This window comes from Polyangium jinanense (genome assembly GCF_028435365.1).
The window spans coordinates 87744-111180 of the sequence record NZ_JAGTJJ010000020.1 but is presented as its reverse complement, the minus strand read 5'-3'; the positions used below and the strand labels follow the sequence as shown (position 1 = coordinate 111180).

Sequence of the window (23437 nt, the reverse complement as noted above, 5' to 3'; positions counted from 1 at the left end):
CCGTTCGTCCTGCCACCCTGCGCGCCGTGTCCGCCGCGGACGAGCCTCTCCCGCCCGAAGCCACGCCCGTCCCGAGCGTCGCCCCCGAACGCCCCCAGACCCCCTGGCGCAGCCGCCTCGCCATCTCCCTCCTCTGCGGCCTCGGCCTCGCCTGGATCCTCCTTCGTGGCGGCCTGCCTCTCTACCCGCCGGACGGCTCCTTCGACCTCCTCCGCCCCTGGACCGTCGTCGCCTACGTGGCCTCTCTCGCCGCCGTCCACTGGTTCCGCGCGGCGCGCTGGCGCCACCTCCTCCGCCCGCTCGGCCGGGTTTCCCTTCGCGACGTCATCTCCGTCTCCTGGGTCGGCTTCGGCGCCATCCTCCTCTCACCTTTGCGCAGCGGCGAGATCGTCCGGCCGTACCTCGTCACCCGCCGCAGCTCCGTCCGCATGTGGGAGGCGACCGGCACCGTCGGGGCCGAGCGCGTCATCGACGGCCTCGCGCTGAGCACCATCCTCTTCGTCGCCCTCCGCCGCGCCACGCCGCTCGATCCCCTCCCCGATCACATCGGCGATCTCCCCGTCCCCGTCGCCGCCGTGCCCGGCGCCGCCAATGTCGCGCTTTTCCTCTTCTTCTCGGCCTTCGTCGCGATGGCCGTCTTCTTCTTCGCCCGCGATTTCGCCCGCCGCGCCACCCAAAAAGTCGTCGGCCTCGTCTCCGCGCGCCTCGGCGAACGCGTCGCGGACATCGTCGACCGTGTCGCGCAGGGCATCCGCTTCTTGCCCTCGCCCCGCCACCTCTTGCCGTTTCTCCTGGAAACGGCCGCATACTGGAGCGTGAATGCCGCGGGGGTGTGGCTGCTCGCGTGGGGGTCGGGGCTCTCGGGGATCACGCCGGCCGAGGCGTGTGTGGCCATGGGCTGCCTCGGCATCGGGATCCTCGTCCCCTCCGGGCCCGGTTATTTCGGCGCGTTCCAGCTCTCCACGTACATGGCGCTCGCGATGTACTTCCCCGAGCACACGCTCCGGGGCCCCGGCGCCGCGTTCGTGTTCGTGCTGTACGCGTCCCAGGTGGGCTTTCACCTGTTCGGACTCGGGCTCGGGCTGTGGATGCTCCGGCGGGCGCCGGAAAGCTTTTCCAAGGCCGAAGCCTTGGGGTAAATGCTGGGTATGCGAAGGCTCTGGAGCATGGCCCTTTGTGCGTTCCTCCTCGGGGGCGTGGTCCTCGTTCCCGCCTTCGAACCCGAAGCGCTCGCGGCCACGGCCTACGAATCGCCCTACACGTTCGAGCAGACCTGGGGCACGGCGGTGCGCCTCGTCCGCGTGGATCTCGGGCTCGAGATCACCGAAAAGGATCCCGAGCACGGCTACCTGCTCTTCAAGTACACGAGCCCCGAGAGCGGAAAACGCGTGCACGCGGGCTCGATCGAGATCGTGAAGAGCGGCAAGGACGTCGTGCGCGTGACGGTGCAGCTCGCGACGATGCCGAGCTACCACGAGCGGATGATCGTCGACGCGCTCGCGAAGAAGCTACACGTCGAGTACGGCGATCCGCCGCGGAAGCCCGATCCCCCGCCTCCGCCCCCGCCGCCCGAGAAGGACGGCGGCAAAGACGGCAAGGACGGCAAGGACGATTCCCCTTACTGAAGGAACGATCATGCTGACGGTCTACAAATTCGGCCCCGCGTTTGGCTTGCCCGACCTCGGTCCGTTCGTCATCAAGCTCGAGACGTGGCTCCGCATGGCGGGGCTGCCGTATCGCAGCGAGCTCGGCGATTTCCGCAAGGCGCCGAAGGGAAAAATCCCCTACGCGGCGGACGGCGACCGTCTGATCCCCGATTCGAGCCAGATCATCGATTACCTCATCGAAAAGCACGGCGATCGATTGAACGACGGCCGCTTCGGCCCGAAGGAGCGTGCGCTCGGGCTCGCCATGAAATCGATGTTCGAGGCCGATTTTTATTTCGTCTTCGTGTACCTGCGCTGGTGGCGCGACGAGGATTTCGCCTGCTTCCGTTCCGTGATCGCACAGGGCATGACGGCCGGCGGGGTCCCGCGCTTCGCCGTGTCCCCGCTGCTCGCGTTCGCGCAGCGGCAAACGCGCAGCATGCTCAAAGCGCAGGGGATCGGGCGGCACACGCGGGAAGAGGTGTATGCCATGGGCCGCTCGCTCGTGGACGCGGCTTCCGAGCTGCTCGGGGACAAACCGTTTTTCCTGGACGACGCGCCTTCGACGCTCGACACGACAGCGTACGGGCTCCTCGCGCCGCTCGTCTTCACGCCCCCCGAGAACCCGGTGAAGGCCCGCGTGCTGGAGAAGGCGAACCTCGTCGCGTTCTGCGAGCGGATCCGGGAGACGTACTGGGCGAACGAGCCTGCGGCCTAGCTTTCCGGGCGCGGCGGAGGTTTTTTCGCGAGCGGCCTCGGGTGGAGGCGCGACGCGGCCATGCTCGCCGCGCCTCCGAGCAGGATCCGCGCGGCGAGCTCCGGCTCGAAGAGCGAGCGCACCGGTTTCATCATGTAATACACGCGCATCACCCGCCGCAGCACCTCGGCGTCGCGGGTCATCGTGTGCTGGATGGAATCGTCGAAGAACGACGCGAACCTCGACGGCCTCGGCAGATCACTCTTCGCGCCCGGGAACCGCATGTCGGCGCTCGTGGCGAGGTTCCATGCGTCCTCGATCGTGCGGAGCTGATGGCCGAAGAAGACCCGCTCGAAGCCCGGATCCCCGAGGGAAACCCGCTCCAGCGTGGATTCGAGGGCGCGCGCCGAGAGGGTGGCCACCGTCATCCCCTGGCCATACACCGGGTTGAACGTACACACGCTGTCGCTGACGGCGACGAACCCCGGCAATGGCTGGGCGAGCTTGTCGAACCGGCGCAGACGGTTCTGGCCCGCGCGGCTCGAATAAACCGGCGAGATGGGCCTTCCGAGCTCCGCCATACGCGCGAGGACCGGCGATCGCAGTTCGCCGAGCGCGCGCAAGAACCCATCCTCGTCGCTCGGCGGGTAATGCTTGGCGTACCCGACGAGCGAGATGATCCAGCGGCGCCCCTCGACCGGGAAGAGCACACCGCCCATGAAATGGTTCTCCTCGGGCGAAGGGTCGAGCCATACCATCTTCCACCAGAGCTCGGGCGGCAATTGCTCGGGGGCCTCGTACCAGCGGGAGCTATACCCCGAGTAACAATCGACCACCTCCTCGCGCGGCACCTCGGCGCCGAGCGACGCGAGCCACGAAGGCGCCTTCGACGAGCGGCCACTCGCGTCGACCACGAGATCGGCCGGGAGCGTGAGGTTCGTCCCGCCGCCCCGCTGCACCGCGAGCACGCCCGCGACACGGCCGGGCGCGTCCGGACGAACGTGCAGGCCCGTCGCCTCGGTCCGCGGGAGGATCTCCACGCGGCCGCACTCCCGGAGCCGCCGGCGTACGATCGATTCCGTCAGATCCCGCGTCGCGAGATAGGCCGTGCAGCCGCTCCGCATCGGCTGCTGCCAGCCCGAATATCGCAGGATCGCGCCCTCGTGGGCGACGTCGAGCCTGCGCGCGCCCTTCGCCTCGTACTCCGCGAGGAAGCCCGGGAACATGGCCTCGAGCTCCTTGGCTCCTCGCGTGAGGAGCGCATGCACGTGCCTCGCCTGCGGCACGCCGGCGCGCGCGGTGGGCCCCTCCGGGAGCTCGTCACGATCGAGAATCGTGATTTTCTCGAAGAATCGCTCGAGCACCCGCGCCGCCGAGAGGCCCGCCATGCCCGCACCGATGACGACCGCGTGTTTCTGCATGTTCCCGCGTCTCGTAAAGCGCGGTCAGAAGGCAAGCAAGGCCCGGGCGAGCAGATCCGGCCGCGGCACGCCCTGCGCGCCGAGCCACGTGTCGACCTCGGCGATCCGCGCCCGCCCCGCCTCGCCGCCTTCGAGCTCGCCCATGCGGCGCTCGGTGAGGCGCGCGAAGAGCTCCATGTCCGAGCGGCGGAACGAGGAGCGCGCGCGCGCGAGGTAAACGAGGGCACGATCCACGTCGCCGCGCCGCGCGAATACAGCCGCGCGAATGCCGAGCGCGCACGCGTCGGACCAGTGGGAGCGCTCCGCGTCGAGGCGCTCGGCGAGGAAGAGGGCTTCGCGGACGAGGGGCTCGGGATTCGCGACCTCGCGCGCCCGTGCGAGCGCCGTTCGTGCCTGGAGATCGAAGAGCCGCAGCCGGATCGCTTTGACCGTGCGCGGTATCATCGCCGCGTGAAGGGCTCCGATTTGCCCATGCACGGCCGCGTACGCGCGGCTGCCTTCGCCCAGGTAAAGCAGGGCCTGGGTGCTCGAATAAAACGCGCCCCAGTGCATCGTGTGGAAGCCGCGCGTGGTCCAGCGCGCGAGGGCGTGTTTGCTCGACGCGACGGCATCTTCGGGCCGGTCCTCGAGGAGCAGGCTCATTGGCGTCATGAACGCGCCGAGCGCGGTCTCCATGTACCGATCGCCGAGCGCCTCGGCCTCGCTCCGGCACCGTGGCAAGAGGTCGAGCAGGGAACGGACGTCGCCGACGTAGAAGAGCGCCGTGAGCAGCCACCAGGCGTACATGGAGGCGATCTCCCAGGCGATGTTGCTGCAAGCCTCGCGGAAGAGGGCGATCGTTCGCTCGCAGAGCACCACGGCCTCGCGAAACTCGTAGGCATTGTGCGCCGCGAGCGCCTTGCCCGCGCACGACCACGCGAGCGCGTGCGGATGGCCGATGCGGAGCGCGATCGCCTCGGCCCGCGCCGAGAGATCCCGCGCATCGGCGATGTTCTTCTCGCCGCCGCCGAGGCTGCGCAGCACGGCCTCCCAGGAGAAGGCCCGCGCGATGCGGTAGAGCTCGCCGGCCTCGAGCGAAAGCGCGAGGTGCCGCGCCTGGAAATCGGCGCCGCGGACCGCGTCGACACCGCCGAGCCCGTTGCCGAGCGACCAGCAAAGATCGATGCGATGGAGCGCTGCGGGGTCGATCGCGTGCTCGGGTTTTTCCTGGAAATGGTAGCCGCGGAGCCTCTGCTTCACGCGGGCCACGGCGACGTTGACGAACGCGCGCCGCGGCGTCGCGGGATACGGAAGGCCCACGGCCGGCAAGAGCTCCCGGGCCGCGGCGAGGCCTTCGTCCACATGCCCCGCGCGTAACAAATGCTCGACGGCCCGCTGCCGCGCCACGAGGGCCGGCCGCGCGTCGAGCTTCGTCGCCGCGGAGAGGAACACGTTCGCCGCCTCCGCCCCTCGCCCCGCCTTCGCCAGCGCGCTCGCCAGCCCGAGCTCGAGCGCCCCCACATCCGCGGCCTCCGCGTGCTCCAGCGCCAACCGATAGAGCGTCGCGGCCCGATCGAACGCAAGCACGTGCTCGGCCCGCTGCGCCGCGCGCTCCATGTAGGCCCGCGCGCGCGAAGGCTCGCCGGCTGTCCGGAAGTGCATCGCGAGCGCCTCCGGATCCGCGTTGCTCATCAGCTCCATCGCGTGACCGAGCGCGCGGTGCCGCGCGCGCAGATCTCCCTCGGCGAGCCCCTGCACCACGGACTCGCGGATCTTGTCGTGGTACGTCTCCACGCGCGCCTCGTCGCGCCCGCCCTTCGCGCGGAGCAGGCCCTCGGCCCGCAGCACCGCGAGCGCGCGGCTGTTTTCCTCGTCCCCGAGCGCCGCGGCCTCCTTGATCAGCACGGGCTCGATCGGCCTGCCCGCCGTGCTCACGATCTCCAGCACGAGCCGCGCCGGTGCCGGCAAAAGCGCCACGCGCGCCGCCACGACCCCGCGCATGTCGAGCCCCTCGCTCGTATGACCGGCGAGGAGATACCTCGAAAGCTCCTGCACGAAAAACGGGCTCCCCGCGGCTTCCCGCGCGATCCGCGCCGCCATCCTTCGCGCCTCCTCGCCGTCCTCGGCGAGGATCGACAGCGCGAGCGCCTCGGCATCCTCGGTCGCGAGCGGCCCCACGACGACCTCGCGCGCCAGAAGGCCCGGCGCAGGCGCCTCGGCCGAGGGCAACCGCCCGACGAGCTCGCATCCGCGCGCCTCCTCGGTGCGATAACTCGCGACGAGGAAAAGCTCCGGCGCGGGCGCCGCGAGCAAGGCTTCGAGCAGCGCCGCGCTGTCCGCGTCGGCCCATTGCAGATCGTCGAGATAGAGCACCACCGGCCGCTCTTCCGCGAGGTTTGCGAAGAGCCTGCGCAGGGCCTCGAACGCGCGCCGCCGGAGCTCGTGCGGATCGGGCGCCTCCGGCTCGCTCCCCTCCTCCGCGAGCCTTCCGAGCACGGGGAACAGACGCGCGAGCGAGGAAAAACCGGGGGGCAAGAGCGCTCCGCGATCCTCGGAATCGATCTCCCCGAGAAACCGCGCGAGCGCGTCGATCGCGCCGTCGAATGCCTTGTAGGGCACCCACTCGCGCTCGTGGCAGCGGCCTTCGAGCATGATCGGCGCACGCTCCTCGGCGAGCACATCCAGGAAATGCCGCACGAGATCCGATTTGCCCATCCCGGACGTGCCGTGCACGTGCAGCACCACGGGCTGGTTTTCCTGGACGCACGCGCTCCACGCCTCGCGCATCGCCGCGATTTCGCGCGCGCGTCCCATGAAGCTCGACTTCGCGCCGCGCTTCCCCGGCGCCGCGGGCGGCGCGCTCTCCCGCGCGGCGCGGACCACCCGAAAAATGTCCTCGGCGCCCGCGCGCGCGCTCGGATCCCGAGCGAGCAGGCGCAGGGCGAGCTCCGAAAGATCGGCCGGCGCGCCGGGCGCGATCTCCCGCGGATCGGGCGGATCGACGAGGTGCTTCGCGTAAAGCAGATTCTCGATGCTCGTCCCTTCGAAAAGGTGCGGCACGATGCCCGTGAGCGCCTCGTACAGCATCACGCCGACCGAGTACCAGTCCGAGCTTCCATCCCCCGACGCACCCGTCGCTTGCTCGGGCGACATGTACGCGGGCGTGCCCACCACGAGCACGCGATCCCGCGCGAGCGACTCGAACGACCCCACGAGCCCAAAATCGAGGATTTTTACGTGGCCCTCCCGCGTCACGAGCACGTTCGAGGGCTTGAGATCGCGGTGCACGCGGCCCGTGCGGTGAATGGCGGCCACGCCCTTCGCGAGCCCCACGAGGCTCTGGCGCAGCCGATCCATGTCGAGCTCGCCGTGCGCGTCGGGCTGCTGGATCGGCGGGCGTGACGCCTGGTTTCCGTCGAGGGGCAAGGTCGCCATGGCGATCGTCCCGTGCGGCCCCGCGACGGCGGGGACGTCCATGGTGACGGCCATCGCGCGCTGGGCCGTGGGCAGGGGCGGAAGCGTGATCGCCGACGCGTCGCTCCGTTCTTCACGGCTCGGGCGCACGTGGCGGAGAAAGCTCACGCCACGCACGAGCTCCATCGTCAGGTAGAAGCGGCCGTCGTCGAAGAAGAGCTCGTGCAGCCCGACGAGGTTCTCGTGCGCGACGTCGGCGAGCGCGCGAAACTCCTGCTTGAAGGCATAAAGCGCCGCCGGATCCATGGAGAGCAGCGCCTTCAGGGCGACGTCCGAGCCGAGGGATCGATCGAACGCCTCGTACACCACGCCGAAGCCGCCCTGCCCGAGGCAGCGGCGGATCAGAAAGCGCCGGCTGAGCTCCTCGGAGACCGACGGCAATTGCACGAGATGTTCCACGGGTCGCTCCTCCCCCAGAGACCCCTAGCCTCGCTTCACCGGGGTCGCAGAATCAAGTCGAACGTCGGGAAAAAATCGTTCGATCGCACGGGGACCCTGCGCCACCGACCGTCCTCCCCATTTTGGAGGACCTTTTCGCGCTGATCGTAATTGTACCAGATCCCCCCGAGCGCCACGCGCAGCGTCTTGCCGAGCCCGATCTCGAGCCCGACCTCGGCGCTCGCGTAGAACGGCGAGCGCGGCGGGTGCGGGCTCCGCCCGATCGCATATCCGTTCACGGCGGCACGCGCTCGCAGCCAATCGACGATCGCGTAATCGTAGGCCAGGCCGGTCCGGACCCGAAACCCGTTCAGCGCCGGCGCGAAGAGCAGCTCGAGCGGCGCGTACGTCTCGAGGGGCGTGGCGGGGTTGTCTCCGAGCGAAAGGCCGACCGTCGTTTCCAGCCGTCCCGTCAGGACCCCGCGCTCGCCGCCCGAGATCCAGAGCCCCGCTGTCGGCGCGACCACCCAGCCGGGCCGCTGCCCCGAATTCTCCCAGTTCGGGAACAGATATCCCTGCGTCAGGCGCATCGCGCCCGTCGGCACGGAAAGTCCGTATTCGCCCGTCACCACGACGCCCTTGCCGAGATGGCCGAGCTCGCCGCGGAACGTGAGGTTCGGCGAGAGCAAAAGCCACGGCACGATCATCGTCGTGACCTCCCAGCCGCCGCCGAGCCCGAGCTCGAACGGCGACATCAGCCCGCCGGAGAGTTTTCCCTTGTCGAGCACCCGCGCCGTCTCGCGCGCATCCATGGGCTCGGCCTCGGCGAGGGCCGGCGAGAGCAGGGCAAAAAGCCCGATCACGGCAAACCACGCTCGCTTCACGGCGTCCCTCCCCCGAGCACCCAGGTCCCCACGACCGGCGCGTGATCACTGAGGAGCAGCGGATCACTCGTGATCCCTTGCCTCCCCGGCTCCTGGAGCACGTCGGTCGATCCCGGGGTCCAGGCGTCGGCCTTCGTGACGAAGAGATAATCGAGGGTGCGGTTCCAGAACTGTGGATTGCCCTGCTCGTCGGGTCGCAGCGGCCCGGCCACGGTATGCGTGAAATAACGCTTCTGATCGGCCTCGGTGGTGCCGTAGGCTTCGAGGCTCACCCAGGGAACGAAATCGTCGTAGAACTTCTGCATGATCTCCGGCGTGTACGGGGGCTGCTCGAACTCGGTGCCGATCGAGCTCGGGTGTTCATCGGGAAAACCGACGAGCTTGATCGCGGTCGGCGGCAGCTCGTTGAAATCGCCGCCCACCACGAACGGGAGCGTCTCTTTCTTGATCTCGTCGTAGATCTGCTGGATCTGACGGCCTTTCGTGCCGTCGACGTCGTAGGCCTCGGTGTGCACCACGTACGCGGCCACGTCCCTCCCCGCGCCCACGTCGATCACGGCGCGCCCGATCATGCGGTGAATGTAGAACTTGGCGGTGAGCGCGTCCTGATCGGTGCGATCCTCTTGCCGGATCCGCTCGGCGAACGTGATGGGGTATTTCGAGAAGATCGCGTTGCCGAGATCCATCCGGCCGACGCCCTCGGAGGGGACGTAGCGGCTGTTCCAGGTCTGGATGTAGGCCGCGTAGTTGAGGCTCGTGCCCTCCAGCATGCCCTGCACCATGTCGTAATAGGCGCTGCGCCGGGAGTTCACCTCGATCTCCTCGGTCATGAGGATATCGGGGTCGTACTCGTTCACGAGGCGGTAGAGGTCGGCCATGTTCTCCACGACCTCTTGTTTCGTCATCTGCACGCGATCGCCCCAGTAATCGAACCAGAAGTCGATCCGCGCGGCCCCGTATTTCACGTTCCAGGCCATCACCTTGAGCGTGGCGGGCGCGGGATCGGCAGGCGGCACGAGCGTGCTGCGCGTCGTGACCTGCACCTCCTGACGGACGAAATCCATGTCGTCCGCGAGCGGCTCGCAGGCCGGGAGCAAGGCGAGGAGCGCCGACATCGAGAGCGCGCATGACGCGCGGCGGCGGGTGAGGAGTCCCATGACCGTCCATGCTACCCGCCACACCCCGACGGTTGAAAGATCCTTACGTGTGGCCCCCGGTCACCGACCTCTGCATGCGCGCCACCTGATCACCATTCCGACCACCCCTGCTCACGGCTCCTTCCACCCCACGCGGAAAAGCTCCACCATTCTGCAATTCGTTCGAATGTCGCGGGCTGGGTTCCTGCTTGACACCCAAGGCCCCCTCGATTCTCCTCGAAGGATGTCCCGCGCCTCTCTCCTCCTCGCATTCGCACCTCTGGCTGCCGCCGCGCTCCTGGTCGCTCCGGACGCGTCGGCAACGAACTACTCGCTCTGGATTCACGGCCGGAACACCGGCACGGCGACCAAGGCGGGTACGTACACCGATTTCTCCTACTGGGGTTCGTCGGCGACCGCGGCCGGCATCAACAAGAAGGCCGTCAACTGGGACGGCAAGAGCCACATCTCCGAGCAGAACTTCCGCATCCGCAACGCCCTCGATTGCTACTGTACGGGCGCGAACTGGTGCTACATCGCCGCCCACAGCGCCGGCGACGCCCAGATCGGGTATGCGCTCGACAAATTCGGCGGCTCGACGCGCAGCATCAAAAACGCGAGCCCCGCGGCCGACGGCACGTGTGGCAATGCGGGCGGCACGCAGACCGGCTGGAACATCAAGTGGGTCGACGTCGCGAGCGGCGCCGGCGGCGGCAGCGAGCTCGCGAACATCGGCGCCTGGGCGGTGAGCGACGCGCTCACGGACGACCTGAAGACGGCCACGATGCGCGCGCTCTACGACCACAACCAGACCCGCGGAATCTGGTTTGACATGTTCGCGGGCGCGAAGGGCACGCTCTACTCGGCCACGCTCGCCGGCCAGGACGACGAGGCGGTCGGGTACCACTCGACCGGCGGCGTCTCCACGACGGGCGGCTTCTGCAACGCGGGCGACCTCTTCTGCGACGGTACGCTCACGGCGGGCACGGCCGCGACGAGCAACGGCAAGCAGAAATGGTCGTACCACAACGTCGCGCTCGTCGACACGTCCGAGCAGTACAACCATTACGCGAACGGCGCCTGGGCGGGCATCATCGCCCCGGTGCGCACCGACATGGTCAACTTCGCCAAGTAAGCCCGCCGCGTGACGAAACGCTCGGCAGGAACAACGGCCTCCCCGCGGCCGGGACGGCGGCGCCTCGTCATCGGGGCGGCCGTCCTCGCCGCGGTCCTCCTGCTCTTCTGGCAACGCGACCGCCTCTCGCCGCGGCGCGCGCCCTCCGAAGACGATCTGCTCGCCGCATCCCCCGCGCAATCCGCGGGCTCCGCGCCTGGCCGCGACCAGGCAGGCCCGAAGCCACGGTGGGTGGGCTCGAAAAACGCCGGCACGGGCGAGGACGCGGAGGCGAGCGCGCGCCAAATCGCCGAAAAACGCCTGGAGCGAGCGCGGCACACGCTCGAAGGGTATGTGCAGGCGACACGTTACCCGCCCGGCGCGCGTCCGCTCTCGGAAAAACCCGATCTCCAGAAGCCGCATTCCGTCGCAAAGAACACGCTGCCGCTCGCGCGCCCGGATCACAAGCTCACGGACGCGCGGGTGACGCTGGAGCAAGATCGCTTGTATCTCGTGGGCGACGAGGCCGCGCGCCTCGTGGCCTCGTGCACGACGAGCGACGGCCCCGCGCGTTGCGAGGTTCTCCGCGCCGAAGCCCGCGTCCCGGAGACGATGCCGCAAGCGAGCACGATGCCCCCGGCCCGCGTCGCATTCGCCGACGAAGGCGCGGGCGGGTCCACGATCGCCGCACTCTTCGCCCCAGCGAAGGAGGGGTTCGGCGGCTATCACGGCCCCATCGCGATCAACCTCGATCTGCGCATCGAGGGCGAGGAAGGCGCCGCGCAATTCAACGTCGTGTACACGCCCGCGCCGCCGGCCCGCCTGACGGGCGACGTGCGCGAAGTCATCGAGAATGGTTCGCTCTGCTTGTACCTGCGCCTCGCGGTGGACAAACCGGGCCGCTACGTGGTCGTGGGCCGCGTGGACGACGCCGAGGGGGACGGATTCGCGTACCTCGAGCACAACGACCCCCTCGGCGCGGGCGCGCAGGAAGCAAAAATGTGCATCTTCGGCAAACTCGTCCTCGACGAGCGAGCCAAATCGCCATTCGTGCTACGCGACGTGGAGGCGTACCTTCTCAAGGAAGACACCTACCCCGACCGCGAGCTCGTCCCAGGGCGCGACGGGCCATTCCACACGACGAAGGCCTACCCGGAGAGCGTGTTTTCCGATGCGGAATGGCAGAGCGAGGAGCGGGACCGCCACATCAAGGAGTTCACGAAGGACGTGAAAGAGGCGGAAGGCGAGCTCGAAGCCCTTCCTTGATACCTGAAGCGGACCGGGGCGCCGCCCCGGACCCCGCGGGGGGCTGTCCGCCCCCTCGACCCCGGACCAGGGCAAGCCCTGGACGCAGGGTTGAAAAACTGCGCTCCGCGCAGTTTTTCAAACAGGCCGACGAAGAAGCCGGATTGCCAGCCGAACCAGCCGCGCGGCTGTCTTCGTGGATAACGCCGCTGCCGGTCTTGACCTGGCCTGTTCGATGAACTGCGCATCGCGCAGTTCATCGACCCCGGGTCCAGCGCTTGCGCTGGTCCGGGTCCAGGGGCGGATAGCCCCTGGTCGGGTCTGGGGCGAAGCCCCAGCGAGACGGCTTGTGATCCTATGCCTCGCCCGTGTCGTCCCCGCTGTCTGCGTCGTCCGTATCGCCGTCGTCTGCGGCGACTTTGTCCTTCAGGAAGAAGAGATCCTGCGTCGCCTTGTCGCGCGGGAAGGCGGCCTTGATTCGATTCGCGACCTCGGCGAAGACGTCGAGAAACTCCTCTTTCGCCAGATTGCGCGCGGCGCGTGCCTGCGCGGCTGATTCCATTCCCATTCGCCGTGCGTCGAGGGCCTGCTCGTAGCGGATGCGGAGTGTCGTGATTTTCTGCGCCTCGTCGACGGCTGCTGGATACATCCCCCCGACCTCTGCGTATCGACCTTCGAGCGCGCGCATTTCCTGCACCTGCGTGCTGCCTACGGGCTTGATGATGGGCGTCGATCCGCTGGGGAACAGCATCGACACGATCTTCCCGCCGGGCTTGCCGTCCTCGATCTCCGCGCGCTTGAGCGAGAGACGGACGGCCCGGTCCGCGAGCAGGTCCGTGAATTTCACCTCCACGCGGACGACGATGAGGGCCTTGACCCTCGCGTTGTAGGCGTCCTGCGTCGCGAGGAGCAGGCTCGTCGCGGCCTCCAGCTTGGCGGCGAGACCATCCAGGGCGGGGACGTCCTGAAACTTCGTGAGCATCGTCCGTGTGTGCAGGCTCTTGTGCTCGCACTTGTCGATGGGAGTCTTTGCGTTCGGGAGTACGGACATCAGGCAGATCCTTTCTCAGGAAAGCGCGAGGGAGCACACATCATGGTCGTGGGATCGTCAAGAGGTTCGCGTCGCGGCGCCGGTGATGGTTTTCTCGTGGAGAAGAGCGCGCAACGTTGCGCGAGCGCGCCGCACGTGATGGCCGAGGGCGCGGCATCGTTGCGCGAGGCGCGGCCACGGCGTGGACGCTGGTTGCGTAACGTTTCCGAGCCCACCGCCACGAGGTGATCGCCGCTCGCGCAACGTTTCCGAACGCGCCTCCAGGACCTGGACGCCGCTTGCGCAACGTTTCCGCACCCTCGGCCACGGCGTGGACGTGCGTCGCGCAACGTTTCCGGGGCTACCGCCACGAGGTGGGCGTCGCTCGCGCAACGATGCGCGCCGCGCGCCATGCGGCAGAAGCGGCCGATGCGGGGGAGGCGCGGTGCCGTCCTGCTCCTGCACGACGAGCGCCCGTCCACCCGGCGCTCGGGCCCAGACGGGGGCGGGAGCAGCCGGCGCACCTCCTGCGCGCCAGAAACCACGCGCTCGGCCGAATGTGATCCTCCGGCAAGGAGGCGCGAAGGCTACCCGAGAGCGCGTTCGACTAGGCGCACCAGTTCACCTGGCTCATAGCGGTGTTACGGCTCTTGCTCCGGCCCCCTCGATCGCAGCGGCACACGCCGGGCAACTCTTTACGCGCTACGCTCTTCGAAGGTGTTCGCGGGCCTCCTTTGTGATCAGCCCCTGCGTGAGTCGGCCCGCTGCCATTGCACTGCGGAGCCCGGCCTCGGTGCCGAGCGCGCGGAGTCCACGCTCGATCTCGCCGACAAGGAGCGCGTTGAGCTTACCGAATGCCTCTGATTGCTTCTGGTCATCAAGCGCACCTGCTGACGCTATCGTTTCGTGGTGCTCTGGGAATAGACGCTCAAGGCGAAAGTAGAGGTGCGTTTTCTCAACCTGCGCAGGGCATGCAGCTCCCAGTGCTTCTAGCCAGAATCCCACGTTGATGTGCCACTGCTGTCCAAACCCCTTCTCTGTACCGACGAGCGTCCAGACGCTTGAGTCATGCCGCCTCAGCAACTTCCCGTGCCGTTCGAACCCTGCCGAGAGAAGTGCGCGCTCAACGCCAGTCTTGAAGGTATGGTCATTCATCAGCGGCCTCGTAAAGCGCGTTCGACCAGGCGCATAATGCATCAGGTCGTGCTCTCCTTCCTCAGTTGGTTAATGAGATCGGTCAAAGCGCTGCCGAGAATCGACACCGCCTTCGGTTCCATGCCAATCAGCGGCACGCTGATGTAGCGTGCCGTTGCTTCCCCCCACGCGAAGCCGTAGCCCGTGTCGCCACCATCTGTGCCGATGAGGATGACCCCTGGGAGAAACTCCGCGACGGAGTAGGCGTCATTTAGAGAGCGGATCCCACCAATCGACCAGAGCATGAGATACGCATGCGGAGCAACAAACCCCTCAAGACCATTGCTTCGACGGAGGACCGCCTTGTAGTCGTCCGGCAATCGCTGACCAATCTCGCGTTCTACCAAGGCGATCTCCGAGTCTTTGGCTCCAGCCCGCGTCTGGGCTGTCGCCAAGAAGGCGTCAAGCGTACTCATTGGATATCCCTCATCAGCCGGTTCCAGAACGTCGTGTACTTCGCGTGTTCGGACGGCGTCAGCGCCACCTTGTTCGCGGGGGCCGTCGGGCTTCCGCCAAACTTTACAGGATGGATCTCGTGGATCTGCTTCCCGGCGTGCCTGGCCGGATCGGCGGCTCGAAGAGCGACGTTCGCCTTGTTCGCAGCTTCCCGCGCCGCTTGGTATTCGGCGCCCTCGAGAAGGCGGAAGGGGCCCGTCGGCTTCGCCACTCCAGTTGGATAGCCCCTCCAGTCGATGACGGAGAATTCGCCAACCCTTGCTCCACCCCCTGCGGCGTTCGGACCCCGCCGCAGGGCCCTACCACCAAGCAGCGCGATATCATCCTCCGGCCCGGGGGTCAATACCGCGCCCAGCACCAACGTCCCCTCGAAGAAGAGCCGCCCCGCGGCCTGCTCCCTCGGGTCGCGCAGGACCGGATCCCCTATCTGCGACCGCAGCAGAATCACCTCCCGCTCCGGCCCGAACAGGATCGACAAATCCCGCCCGATCCCGCCCTCCTCCTGCACGACGAACGCGGTCCGCCCGCCGCCCGGCCCGCCCGCGAAGAGCTGCTCGAACAACGGAATCGGGCTCGAATCCAGCACCACGTCCGGCGGATACACGCCAAACGGATCATCCGTCCCCGGCCCGGACGGGTGCGGAATCTCCACCGTCGGCAGATCCACGCTCGCCGCGCTCTTGCTCCCCGTCGTATCCACATCCGTCGCGGGCGCCCCCGCGCCGACCCCGGGCGGATCGATCTCATGCGCGAGCAGCCGACGCACCTCCTGCCCCGCCAAAAACCACGGGCTCGGCCGAATGTGATCCTCCGGCAACGGGACGTCCGGATACCCCGGCTGCTGCACGACCCCGCCCGCCGGCGCGAACCCCGTCGGATCGACAAGCGAAAGCGGGTTATTTCGGACGTAGCTGTATCGGTTGTGACTCTGCCCGTCGAATACGTCCGCGATCACGGGATCCGTCGTCAAGAACCTCCCGAGCCGCGGATCGAACATCCGGCCCTTCATGTTCACGAGGCCGAGCTCGTCGTCGCCCTCGTGCCCCGTAAAACCCCGCGTCGTCACCTTGCTCGTGGGCGATGCCGGCGGCGGCAATCCCCAGATCACGTTCCGCCGCTGCCCGAACGGATCATAACTCCGCTTCTCGACCTGGCTCCCGTGCTCGTCCGTCACGGTCTCGACGGAGCCCAGGTGATCCACGTGCAGGTAATGCGTCCCCGCCTCCGCGCCTCCCCGCGTCACGACCGCGACCACCCGCTCCGGCGAGTGCACCGAATACCGATGCTCCACCGCCCCCGTCGCCTTGTCCTCGATCCGCTCGTAGAGGTCCCCGACGTAGATCGTCTCCTTCGTCGGCGTCGTCTTTCGAATCCGCGCCTCGTCGCCGTCATAACCGAACGTCGTCGTCCCCGCGCCCATCGTGATCGCGCGAGGCAGATCGAAGGGCGTATACGTCACCGTCGCGCCAGGGCGAATCACCTGGTTGCCGACCGCATCATAGGAATACCCGTCCCCGCCCGCGCTCGTCACCGCGTGCGGATGCAGGGAATTGCCATACACGTACGCGCCCACGTCGGACCGGGAGAGGAGGTTCCCGTTCGGCGCATACACGTACGAGCCGTCGCAGGGCGCGGCCGGATTCGGCGGCACGCTGAAGTAGGCGCACGTCAATCGATCGAGCGCGTCATGACGAAATCGCTCCGTCGGGTTCTGCGGCTGCAGCGCGTCCGTGCGGCTCGTGAGGTTCAGCCGCGCGTCGAATTCATACGAGAGGTCTTGGATCTTCGTCGCGCCGAACGTCGTCCGGACGCTCCGAAGCGCCTGCTTGTCCTGAAAATAGCTCCGCGAGGTCACGACCTCGTTCCCGAACACCTCCTTCCGGGTTCGCCCCGCCTCGTCCACCTCGGAGAGGCGCCAGTAGGCAGCGCCCGTGAAGGTGTCACGCACAGCCACCCGATAGCCATGATCGTCATGCGTGTACGTCACCGAGAAAGGCTCGACGCCAGGATACGAGATCGACGACACGCGGCCGAAAGCATCGTACGACGAACGCACCTCGAACTGCGCCCCGCCCACCGAGAGCGTCATGCTCTCCGTTCGCCCCCGATCGTCATACGTATACCTCTTGACGCCATCCGGGCTCGTCACCTCCCGCAGCCGCCCGATGCCGTGCGCCGCCGTGTCCCACGTAAAGAGCGTCGTCCACGTCGCTCCGCCTTCTTTGTCGACGCGTGACGTCACGCGGCCCAGCGCGTCCACCTCGAACGTCGTCACGCGCCCGAGCGCGTCCGTCGTCGATAGCAAATCGCCGAACCCATCATGCACGAGCGTCGTCTTGCCTCGATCCGGATCGTCAATCTCCCGCGGGCGCCCCAGGGCATCACGCTTGATGCGCGTCACGGCGCCGCCAGGATCCTCGACGCTCGATAGCACGCCAAAGGGCGCGTACGTGGACGCCGTTTCCCCATGCGCCGCGTCCGTGACGATCACGGGACGACCGAGCGCGTCGTGCTCGGTGACGGTCAGGTTCGAGAGCGCATCGAGCACCTCGACGAAGAGGCCGTCATAGGTCGTCTTCGTGACGGCCCCCCAGGGCGTCGTGTGCACAATCTCGCGCCCCAGCATGTCGAATTCGTATTCGTCGAAGAGAAGCTCGGCGTCGGGCGTGCCCTCGCTCGTCGGCACCGAGCGCCTCCGGACCTTCCCCGTGCGATCGTCGTATTCGATGACCTGCATCAACCGAGGCGGCTCTCCCTCTCCCTCGATCGTATCCGGACCGTACCAGAAATGGCGAATCGGCTGACCCAGACCGTCCAGGATCACCTCGTCCTCGGCGCCCCCGGTCGTCCTCGATCTCTTCACGATGTGCCCGTCCGGCCCGCGCGACAGATCCATCCACGTCTCGGACCCGTCGGGCCTCTTTTCGTGCTGCAACCGGCCCAGGCTGTCGTGAGACCACTCGGTCGAGAGTCCATTCGGATCGGTCTCTCGGATCGGCATACCGAAGCGGCTGTCGTATTTCGAGCGCGTGACGTGCCCGGCCGGGTTCGTGCGTTGCTCCGGAAAGATGCCCTCCGCATCGAAGGCCGTGCGCCAGACCCGATGGTGCCCGAAGGCGTCGTCCGCCGTCACGGTCGTGACATTGCCGAATTCGTCTCGTTCGTACTTCACGAACAAACTCGCTTCGAGGCCGCCGTCATCGGTCGAGAGGGACGCCGTCTCGACTTCGCCGAACGTGTTCGTCGTTTGCGTCCGTGTACGGCATTGCGAGATTCCCGCGGCCGCGCTGCACTCCTTTTGGCTCTGGACCTGCCCGAGCACCCACCTTTCGGTGTCGTTCTCGACGACGCGCGTCGTGTGCAGGGTCAGGTCCACGCCGAGGGTCGATTGATGCACCTCGAGCACGTTGCCGAAGGCATCGAAATCGAGGACCTCCGTCGTCGTGTCGCGCAGGAGCGTCGCGCCTTGTCTCCGCTGTGTTCGCCGCGTGAGGGGCAATGTAAAATAGCTCTTGCCATTCTCCGTGGGGATATAGGTGGGCGTCACGTCCACGAGAGAGACCTCGTCCTTTTCAGGATCGAGCGACGGGAAGCGTAGATGCCGCCCCTCTGCCTGGCCCGCGAAGGGGTACGCCTCGACCTCGCCGGATTCGAGATAGGTGCGGTTGTCGTAGAGGTCCGTCGTCTCCACGCCCGTCTCCCGCTCCGTGACCACACGCGCGGAGAAGCCCAGAAAGCCATGCCCGCGGCGATCGTACCGGCCGTCCTCGTAGCGCACGTCGAAATGTCGCTGGCCGCCGTTTCCGTCGATCGTGGCGTAGCTCCTCACCACGCGGCGCGAGCCGACGGCGCAGACACGAGGATACGCGCAGCCATTCGCCGGATCGGCCCGCGGATCATAATGGTCCGGATCCTCGATCATGTGTCCATACGAAAGCTCGACGTTGGGGGGATCCACGTTCACGCCGTCCGAGAATCCCACGACCCTGTCGGGGTCCACTGCCTCGTTGCGAAACACGCGGAGCGCGTTCCCGATGAACATCAAGATATCGCTGGCACCATCGCCGTTCACGTCGGAGACGCGAGGCCCGCGAGGATCCGCGAGCGTGATGGCGTCGCCGAGCTCGGCCTCGAAGGGAATCCCCGCATCGACGGGCTCGAAGGTGAGCTCTCCGCTCGCCGCACAGAGCACGGTCCACCTCGGCAGCAGGCCGCCTCCCGCGCGGAGCGGCATGAGGAGATCCATCCGGCCGTCACCGTCGAAATCGAGCGGTGTCGCCAGACGAAAATAGGTGTCCTGCGGGAAGACCCCATCCCATGCGAGGCTATGCATCGGCGACGCGTCGAAGCCGTGCCCCGTATTCAGCCTCGTGTAGAGCCGCGTATCCGAGAAACCGCCCGTCACGGCGTCCGGCAGTCGATCCCCGTTGACGTCCAGGAACATCACGCGACCGCCCACCGGCGCGAGCGGCAACTTCGTATCGACGCTCGTCCACGTCCCGTCGCTCGCTCGTGCGAACGCGGTATAGGTCGCGAGCTGTACGGCTTCGTCGCCGCCAAAGATGCGCAAACCTGGCGTCACGAGCTCGACTTTGTCGTCCGCGTCGATGTCGACGGTATGGAGCTCGACGCCGCACCCATACCCGTCGAGGAGCGCGATCGGCGAGGAGGTCGGCTCGAAGCCGCCCGGTCGCCACAAATGCAGTCTCCACGAAGACAGGGTCGGATCCGGGGCGTCACCATGATCCTCGCATTGGATCAAGTCCGGCACGCCGTCTCCATCCACGTCCGCCAGATGCACGGATCCACCGCTCGATCGCAGGCCGTGCGGCGTCGCGCCGAGCGGGAACGGCCTCGGAATCCCGGTATCGATCTCCTCGAAGGTGCCGTCCCCCTTCGATCGAAGGACGATATGGTCGTTCTTCCACCCGCGCACGTCGTGGAGCAGCACGTCCGCGCGGCCGTCTTGATCATAATCGATGGGTGTGCCCAGCTCGGGCTGGATGAGGGAGGGGTCCGCCGGCGGAGGCGGCTCGGGTACGAGCGGCCATTCTTGCGAATACGCGAGCTTCGGCGCGCCGAGCGTACCCGCGGCGTTCCTCGCGATCCTCCACGCCGTGATCGGATTCTGGGGCGTGCTCAGCGCGCTCGTGTCCGGCACGAGCAGGTCATCCAGCCCGTCACCGTCGGCGTCGAGGAGCAAGGGGCTCGCGCGCGTCGAGGTCGGGGCGGGCAGGCCCGTGTCGACCTCGGCGAAGCCCCGCTCCCGCGCCGGATACAAGAACCTCATCGGCTCGGTGCAAGCATTGTCCGCGCCGCATTCTTTCATTTCCAGGAGCCGCGTCCGCCCCGTCGTCTCGCTGTGGTCGTAGGTGAATGCATATCGTCGAACCAACGTGTCCCCCGGCCCGCGCATTTGCACTTCGTCGAGCCGCAGCGAGCGTTGCAGCCTCATGCCGCCTGCGTGATGGAACCGCACGTCGTTCGCGTCCCGCGTGCCATAGCCGAGCGATATCGCCCGCGTCGCGGGGAGCGTCGACGCGCCTTCGAAGCTCGTATAGCGAATCTCGTCCAGCGCGTACTCGGCCGTGTACCCGTCCGCCTCGGCGAAGCAATAGCCGTAGGTCATCGTATTGCTGCGCAAGTCCCTCATCGAGGACGAGAGCCACGCGCGCGAGGCGCCTCCACGCGCGCGTGGTCGGCTCCCTTCGTCTTCGCCGTACGCGACGACGTGGCCCGAAGGCAAGAGCGCCTCGAACGAGGCCGGCTCCTCACCCTTGAAATGGCCCAGCACCTTGATGTGGGCGTCGGGCAGGGTCCGGTACTCGACCGTCTCTCCATTCTCCGCGACCTTCACCAGGCGCCTGCCGTCGAGACAAAACGCCGTGTCGCTCGCGTCATATCGGACCGCGCGAATCTCGCCGTCGAGGGCCATCGTCTTCGCGCAACGCGTGATCGCCGACGCGCCCACGAGTGAAAACCCGACGCCCATCACGCCGTCACCCGCGGCGCTGTTATAGGCGACGGACAGCGCAGGCTCGATTCCACCACGCCCCCGGGGCGCCGTGAGCGGAATCGAAATCGCGCCCTCGCCCGTGTCCGTGAGCGAGAAGGAGGCCGAAAGCGTGGCCGCGACCGCCCTCGCCGGCCCGTCTGCTCGCACCGCCGGGAGCGATGGATGCTGGGGCTTGCATGCAATCACGGCCGGCGCCGGAGGGGGCACGCTGCCATTCTCGCAGGTGCAGCCCTGCACGAAGGCGAAGAGGACGAGCAGGCACGAAAGGAAGACGTTGGCCCAGCGCATGCAAGCCAGTGCGCAGAGGACTGGGCCCCACGTCAAGCACCAGAAATGTCGAGGGGTGTCTTGCCTCGATGACTGCTACTGCGGCGGTTCGATCTGGAACACGTCCCACGCCGGCGTGTGGTTGTTCTCCTCCGGGACCTGCGACGTCACGTAAAGCGCGGGGTACGTCTTGTCGATCACCTCGGAGCCGTCGGCTTGCACGGTCGTCACGACGCCGCTCACGAAGAGCTGCGGGTTGTTCAGGTCGCGCCGCTTCGAGCTGAACGTCAGCCAGTAATACTTTTTCCCGTTGAATACCTCGGCGCTCGGGGCCCAGCGCGGCCACGAGTTCGTGAGGCCCGGGCTCTTCCGATCCACGCAGGCCGGCGGATCGTTGCCCGCCACGCGCACCGCCTCCCCTCCCTTCGCCGGGACCACGAAGACCTCCGCCATCGGCTCGTCGTACGAATCCGCCCACGCCCCATTCGGCAGCTTGTACGGCGCGAACCGATTGAACGCGAGCAACGTGTCGCCCGGCGAGATGACCGGGTAAAACTCCACGAACGCCGGATCACTCGCGCCAGGCAGCGGCGTTGCATTGCCGCCTTGCCGGTCGTTGAAGGGCACTGTGTAGATGTCCATCGTCATGTCGGCGTCCGAGATCGCCGTGACGACGCCCTCGCCGGAGCTCGTGGCCGTCGTGTATGCAATGGTCGTCCCGTCGTGCCAGAAGGTCGGCGACGCAGGCGCGTGGGTATCCCCGACGCGCGGGAGGATGCCCCATCCCGTCGCGGGATCCTGCGTATGAAGATCGGTCCAGACGAGCTCGTAGCTGTTCCCCGTGAGCGTGGGATCGATCATCACCGTGATGGCGACGGCATCCTGCGCCGTGTAATGCTTCTCCGAGAGCGTCGGGGCCGTTTGCTTCTGCCGCCCGAGCAGCCCGAGCGCCACGGCCGAGACCTGTATCTCCGTGGGCAAACCCGCCGTCCCGTCCACTTTTCGCGCCGAGACGGTCCGCGTCCCGACCGACGCGTCGCGGGTGAAAAACGTGAGCGCGCCGTCCGGGGACGAGGCGTGGCAAGCCACGCACGTCGTATCTCCACCCACGATCTCGGGCGAGAGCACCGTCGTCACCTTGGTGTCGCCGATGGAAAAACCCTTCAATGCGGTCTTGCCCGAGCCCGGCGCGCCCGTCGTCCAGTAGACGATCGATCCCGGCGCCGCGACGGGCGCCACGTGCACCACGCCCTCGGTGCCGACAAACGGCCCGGCGATGAGCTGGCCTCCGTCGATCTGCGCGCTTCGCACAGCCACCTTGATGTCCCGGCCCGCGCTGTGCCCCGCGAGTCCGGACCAGATGTCCGCGGGAATCGTGTACGAGGTGGCCGTCGTGTAGACCACGAGCTCGTTCACCTGGTTGTCGACCTTGAGCCGAAGCTCGAAGACGTTGTGCCCCGCCGGCGCGATCCATTCGAATCGCAGCGGCGTCCAGTTCGTCGGGACGAGCGCCTCCATCGGCGGCTCCGCGACACAAGGGCCGCCCTGCGGCTGCGCGGGCGTGCCCTGGAAGAGCTCGGGGGCCTGCGCGGGCACGCCCATGTCGATTTGAGGGCCGGCGGGGAAATCAAGGAACGGTCCGTTCGGATTGGGGCCGCTGCCGATGAAGTCGCCGCCTTCCCCGCCCGCGCCGGCCGAGCCGGCCGAGCCGCCCGAGCCCGAGGCGCCGGCTCCGCCCGTTCCCTGGGTGGCAGACGAGCCACCGCCGCCGGTGGAGGAGCACGAGACCCCGGCTGCGCCGAGCGCGGCGGCCGAGGCCAAGGCCAAGAAGAGCGCGATATCGCGCCGAAGTTTGGTTTTCATGGAGGGATGATCGGGAGCCACCGGCCGGCGTCAAGGCTTGGGCGCCGAGCCCGCCCGATTGCGACAGGATTCCCGCGGTTGACACGCGAGCGCCCGGCGCCACGGGTCCTCCATGGCGGCGAGGGGGAGACAGCGAGCGATCATCGCGCTCTCGGGCGGCGTGATCGCGGGCGTTTTCGCGGGGATCGTAGCGAGCCTGTACGGGCTCCTCTCGACGGTCGCGCGCGGCGTCGACCCGTGGATCGTGTTCAAGTGGGCCTCGGCTCCGTTCCTCGACGATCGCGCATTCGCGCCCGGCTTCGACGCAGGCGCCGTGGTGCTCGGCATCCTCGTGCATTTCGCCGTGTCGATCACCTGGGGCGCGCTGTTCGGTCTGCTCGTCTTCGGCGCGAACGCGTTCCGAACGCTCGTGTTCGGCGCGGCGTACGGCGTGATCGTCTGGTTCGTCATGTACAAGGCGGTGTTGCCCGCGGTGGGCCTCGGCGCGATCGCGGCGCGCGTGCCCGTGGGTCCGGCGATCCTCGAACACGTGATCTTCGGGCTCGCGCTCGCAATCGGGTTTCTCCCGTTCCAACGACGCGCGCCCACGGTTTGACGCGTAGCGCCTTCCGAAGCGGCCTTCGCCTCGACTAGGATG

At 67.7% G+C, this 23437-nt stretch carries 15 protein-coding genes; 6 read left to right on the top strand and 9 right to left on the bottom strand.

Features of this window, described 5'->3' with window-relative positions:
* Positions 1–26: 26 nt before the first annotated feature.
* The 3 genes from KEG57_RS28195 to KEG57_RS28185 are packed head-to-tail and all read left to right on the top strand — an operon-like array spanning position 27 to position 2364.
* On the top strand, positions 27–1139 hold the full coding sequence (locus tag KEG57_RS28195; protein WP_272425717.1) for a lysylphosphatidylglycerol synthase transmembrane domain-containing protein: 1113 nt from the start codon (positions 27–29) through the stop codon (positions 1137–1139).
* Positions 1140–1166: 27 nt separating this feature from the next.
* Positions 1167–1625, top strand: coding sequence for a hypothetical protein (locus KEG57_RS28190; protein ID WP_272425716.1), 459 nt, complete (start codon positions 1167–1169; stop codon positions 1623–1625).
* 10 nt (positions 1626–1635) lie between these two features.
* Positions 1636–2364, top strand: a complete 729-nt coding sequence (locus tag KEG57_RS28185) for a glutathione S-transferase family protein (protein ID WP_272425715.1) — start codon at positions 1636–1638, stop codon at positions 2362–2364.
* Here KEG57_RS28185 and KEG57_RS28180 read toward each other — a convergent pair.
* Genes KEG57_RS28180 through KEG57_RS28165 form a run of 4 tightly spaced genes read right to left on the bottom strand, consistent with a single transcriptional unit; the run spans position 2361 to position 9636 of the window.
* Positions 2361–3764: an FAD-dependent oxidoreductase gene (locus KEG57_RS28180; RefSeq protein ID WP_272425714.1), complete on the bottom strand. Its 1404-nt coding sequence runs from the start codon at positions 3762–3764 to the stop codon at positions 2361–2363. The two genes, KEG57_RS28185 and KEG57_RS28180, sit on opposite strands and share 4 nt — an antisense overlap.
* Positions 3765–3788: 24 nt before the next feature.
* The gene (locus KEG57_RS28175; protein WP_272458954.1) at positions 3789–7616 is read right to left on the bottom strand and encodes a serine/threonine-protein kinase; all 3828 of its coding nucleotides are present in this window, start codon (positions 7614–7616) and stop codon (positions 3789–3791) included.
* Positions 7617–7651: 35 nt separating this feature from the next.
* A complete protein-coding gene (locus tag KEG57_RS28170) occupies positions 7652–8479 on the bottom strand; it encodes a hypothetical protein (RefSeq protein WP_272458953.1) in 828 nt (275 codons plus the stop codon).
* Positions 8476–9636, bottom strand: coding sequence for an endonuclease/exonuclease/phosphatase family protein (locus tag KEG57_RS28165; RefSeq protein ID WP_272458952.1), 1161 nt, complete (start codon positions 9634–9636; stop codon positions 8476–8478). The genes KEG57_RS28170 and KEG57_RS28165 overlap by 4 nt, the downstream gene beginning before the upstream one ends.
* Before the next feature lie 223 nt (positions 9637–9859).
* Between KEG57_RS28165 and KEG57_RS28160 the strand changes: the two genes are divergently transcribed.
* Together KEG57_RS28160 and KEG57_RS28155 are read left to right on the top strand one after the other, a co-directional pair.
* Positions 9860–10750, top strand: a complete 891-nt coding sequence (locus tag KEG57_RS28160) for a hypothetical protein (protein ID WP_272458951.1) — start codon at positions 9860–9862, stop codon at positions 10748–10750.
* Positions 10751–10759: 9 nt separating this feature from the next.
* Positions 10760–11995: a hypothetical protein gene (locus tag KEG57_RS28155; protein WP_272425709.1), complete on the top strand. Its 1236-nt coding sequence runs from the start codon at positions 10760–10762 to the stop codon at positions 11993–11995.
* Between the two features lie 334 nt (positions 11996–12329).
* On the opposite strand, the gene KEG57_RS28150 is transcribed toward KEG57_RS28155, so the two are convergent.
* From KEG57_RS28150 to KEG57_RS28130, 5 genes are all read right to left on the bottom strand, one after another.
* Entirely contained in the window at positions 12330–13025 is a 696-nt protein-coding gene (locus KEG57_RS28150; protein WP_272425708.1) for a hypothetical protein, read from the bottom strand.
* 681 nt (positions 13026–13706) lie between these two features.
* On the bottom strand, positions 13707–14159 hold the full coding sequence (locus KEG57_RS28145) for a hypothetical protein (protein ID WP_272425707.1): 453 nt from the start codon (positions 14157–14159) through the stop codon (positions 13707–13709).
* A gap of 41 nt (positions 14160–14200) precedes the next feature.
* Positions 14201–14614, bottom strand: coding sequence for an SMI1/KNR4 family protein (locus KEG57_RS28140; protein WP_272425706.1), 414 nt, complete (start codon positions 14612–14614; stop codon positions 14201–14203).
* Positions 14611–20958, bottom strand: coding sequence for an FG-GAP-like repeat-containing protein (locus tag KEG57_RS28135; RefSeq protein ID WP_272458950.1), 6348 nt, complete (start codon positions 20956–20958; stop codon positions 14611–14613). Before KEG57_RS28135 ends, KEG57_RS28140 begins: the two co-directional genes overlap by 4 nt.
* 75 nt (positions 20959–21033) lie before the next feature.
* Positions 21034–22800, bottom strand: coding sequence for a TolB family protein (locus KEG57_RS28130; protein WP_272458949.1), 1767 nt, complete (start codon positions 22798–22800; stop codon positions 21034–21036).
* A 112-nt stretch (positions 22801–22912) separates the two neighbouring features.
* On the opposite strand from KEG57_RS28130, the gene KEG57_RS28125 reads away from it, so the two are divergent.
* A complete protein-coding gene (locus KEG57_RS28125) occupies positions 22913–23395 on the top strand; it encodes a hypothetical protein (protein WP_272425703.1) in 483 nt (160 codons plus the stop codon).
* The last annotated feature ends 42 nt before the right edge of the window (positions 23396–23437 follow it).

Excerpts from the sequence above, each read along its gene's own strand:
- KEG57_RS28190 (WP_272425716.1), top strand. The coding sequence starts at position 1,167 with ATGGCCCTTTGTGCGTTCCTCCTCGGGGGCGTGGTCCTCGTTCCCGCC.
- KEG57_RS28185 (WP_272425715.1), top strand. The coding sequence starts at position 1,636 with ATGCTGACGGTCTACAAATTCGGCCCCGCGTTTGGCTTGCCCGACCTC.
- KEG57_RS28180 (WP_272425714.1), bottom strand. The coding sequence starts at position 3,764 with ATGCAGAAACACGCGGTCGTCATCGGTGCGGGCATGGCGGGCCTCTCG.
- KEG57_RS28165 (WP_272458952.1), bottom strand. The coding sequence starts at position 9,636 with ATGGGACTCCTCACCCGCCGCCGCGCGTCATGCGCGCTCTCGATGTCG.
- KEG57_RS28160 (WP_272458951.1), top strand. The coding sequence starts at position 9,860 with ATGTCCCGCGCCTCTCTCCTCCTCGCATTCGCACCTCTGGCTGCCGCC.
- KEG57_RS28150 (WP_272425708.1), bottom strand. The coding sequence starts at position 13,025 with ATGTCCGTACTCCCGAACGCAAAGACTCCCATCGACAAGTGCGAGCAC.
- KEG57_RS28145 (WP_272425707.1), bottom strand. The coding sequence starts at position 14,159 with ATGAATGACCATACCTTCAAGACTGGCGTTGAGCGCGCACTTCTCTCG.
- KEG57_RS28140 (WP_272425706.1), bottom strand. The coding sequence starts at position 14,614 with ATGAGTACGCTTGACGCCTTCTTGGCGACAGCCCAGACGCGGGCTGGA.
- KEG57_RS28135 (WP_272458950.1), bottom strand. The coding sequence starts at position 20,958 with ATGCGCTGGGCCAACGTCTTCCTTTCGTGCCTGCTCGTCCTCTTCGCC.
- KEG57_RS28130 (WP_272458949.1), bottom strand. The coding sequence starts at position 22,800 with ATGAAAACCAAACTTCGGCGCGATATCGCGCTCTTCTTGGCCTTGGCC.
- KEG57_RS28125 (WP_272425703.1), top strand. The coding sequence starts at position 22,913 with ATGGCGGCGAGGGGGAGACAGCGAGCGATCATCGCGCTCTCGGGCGGC.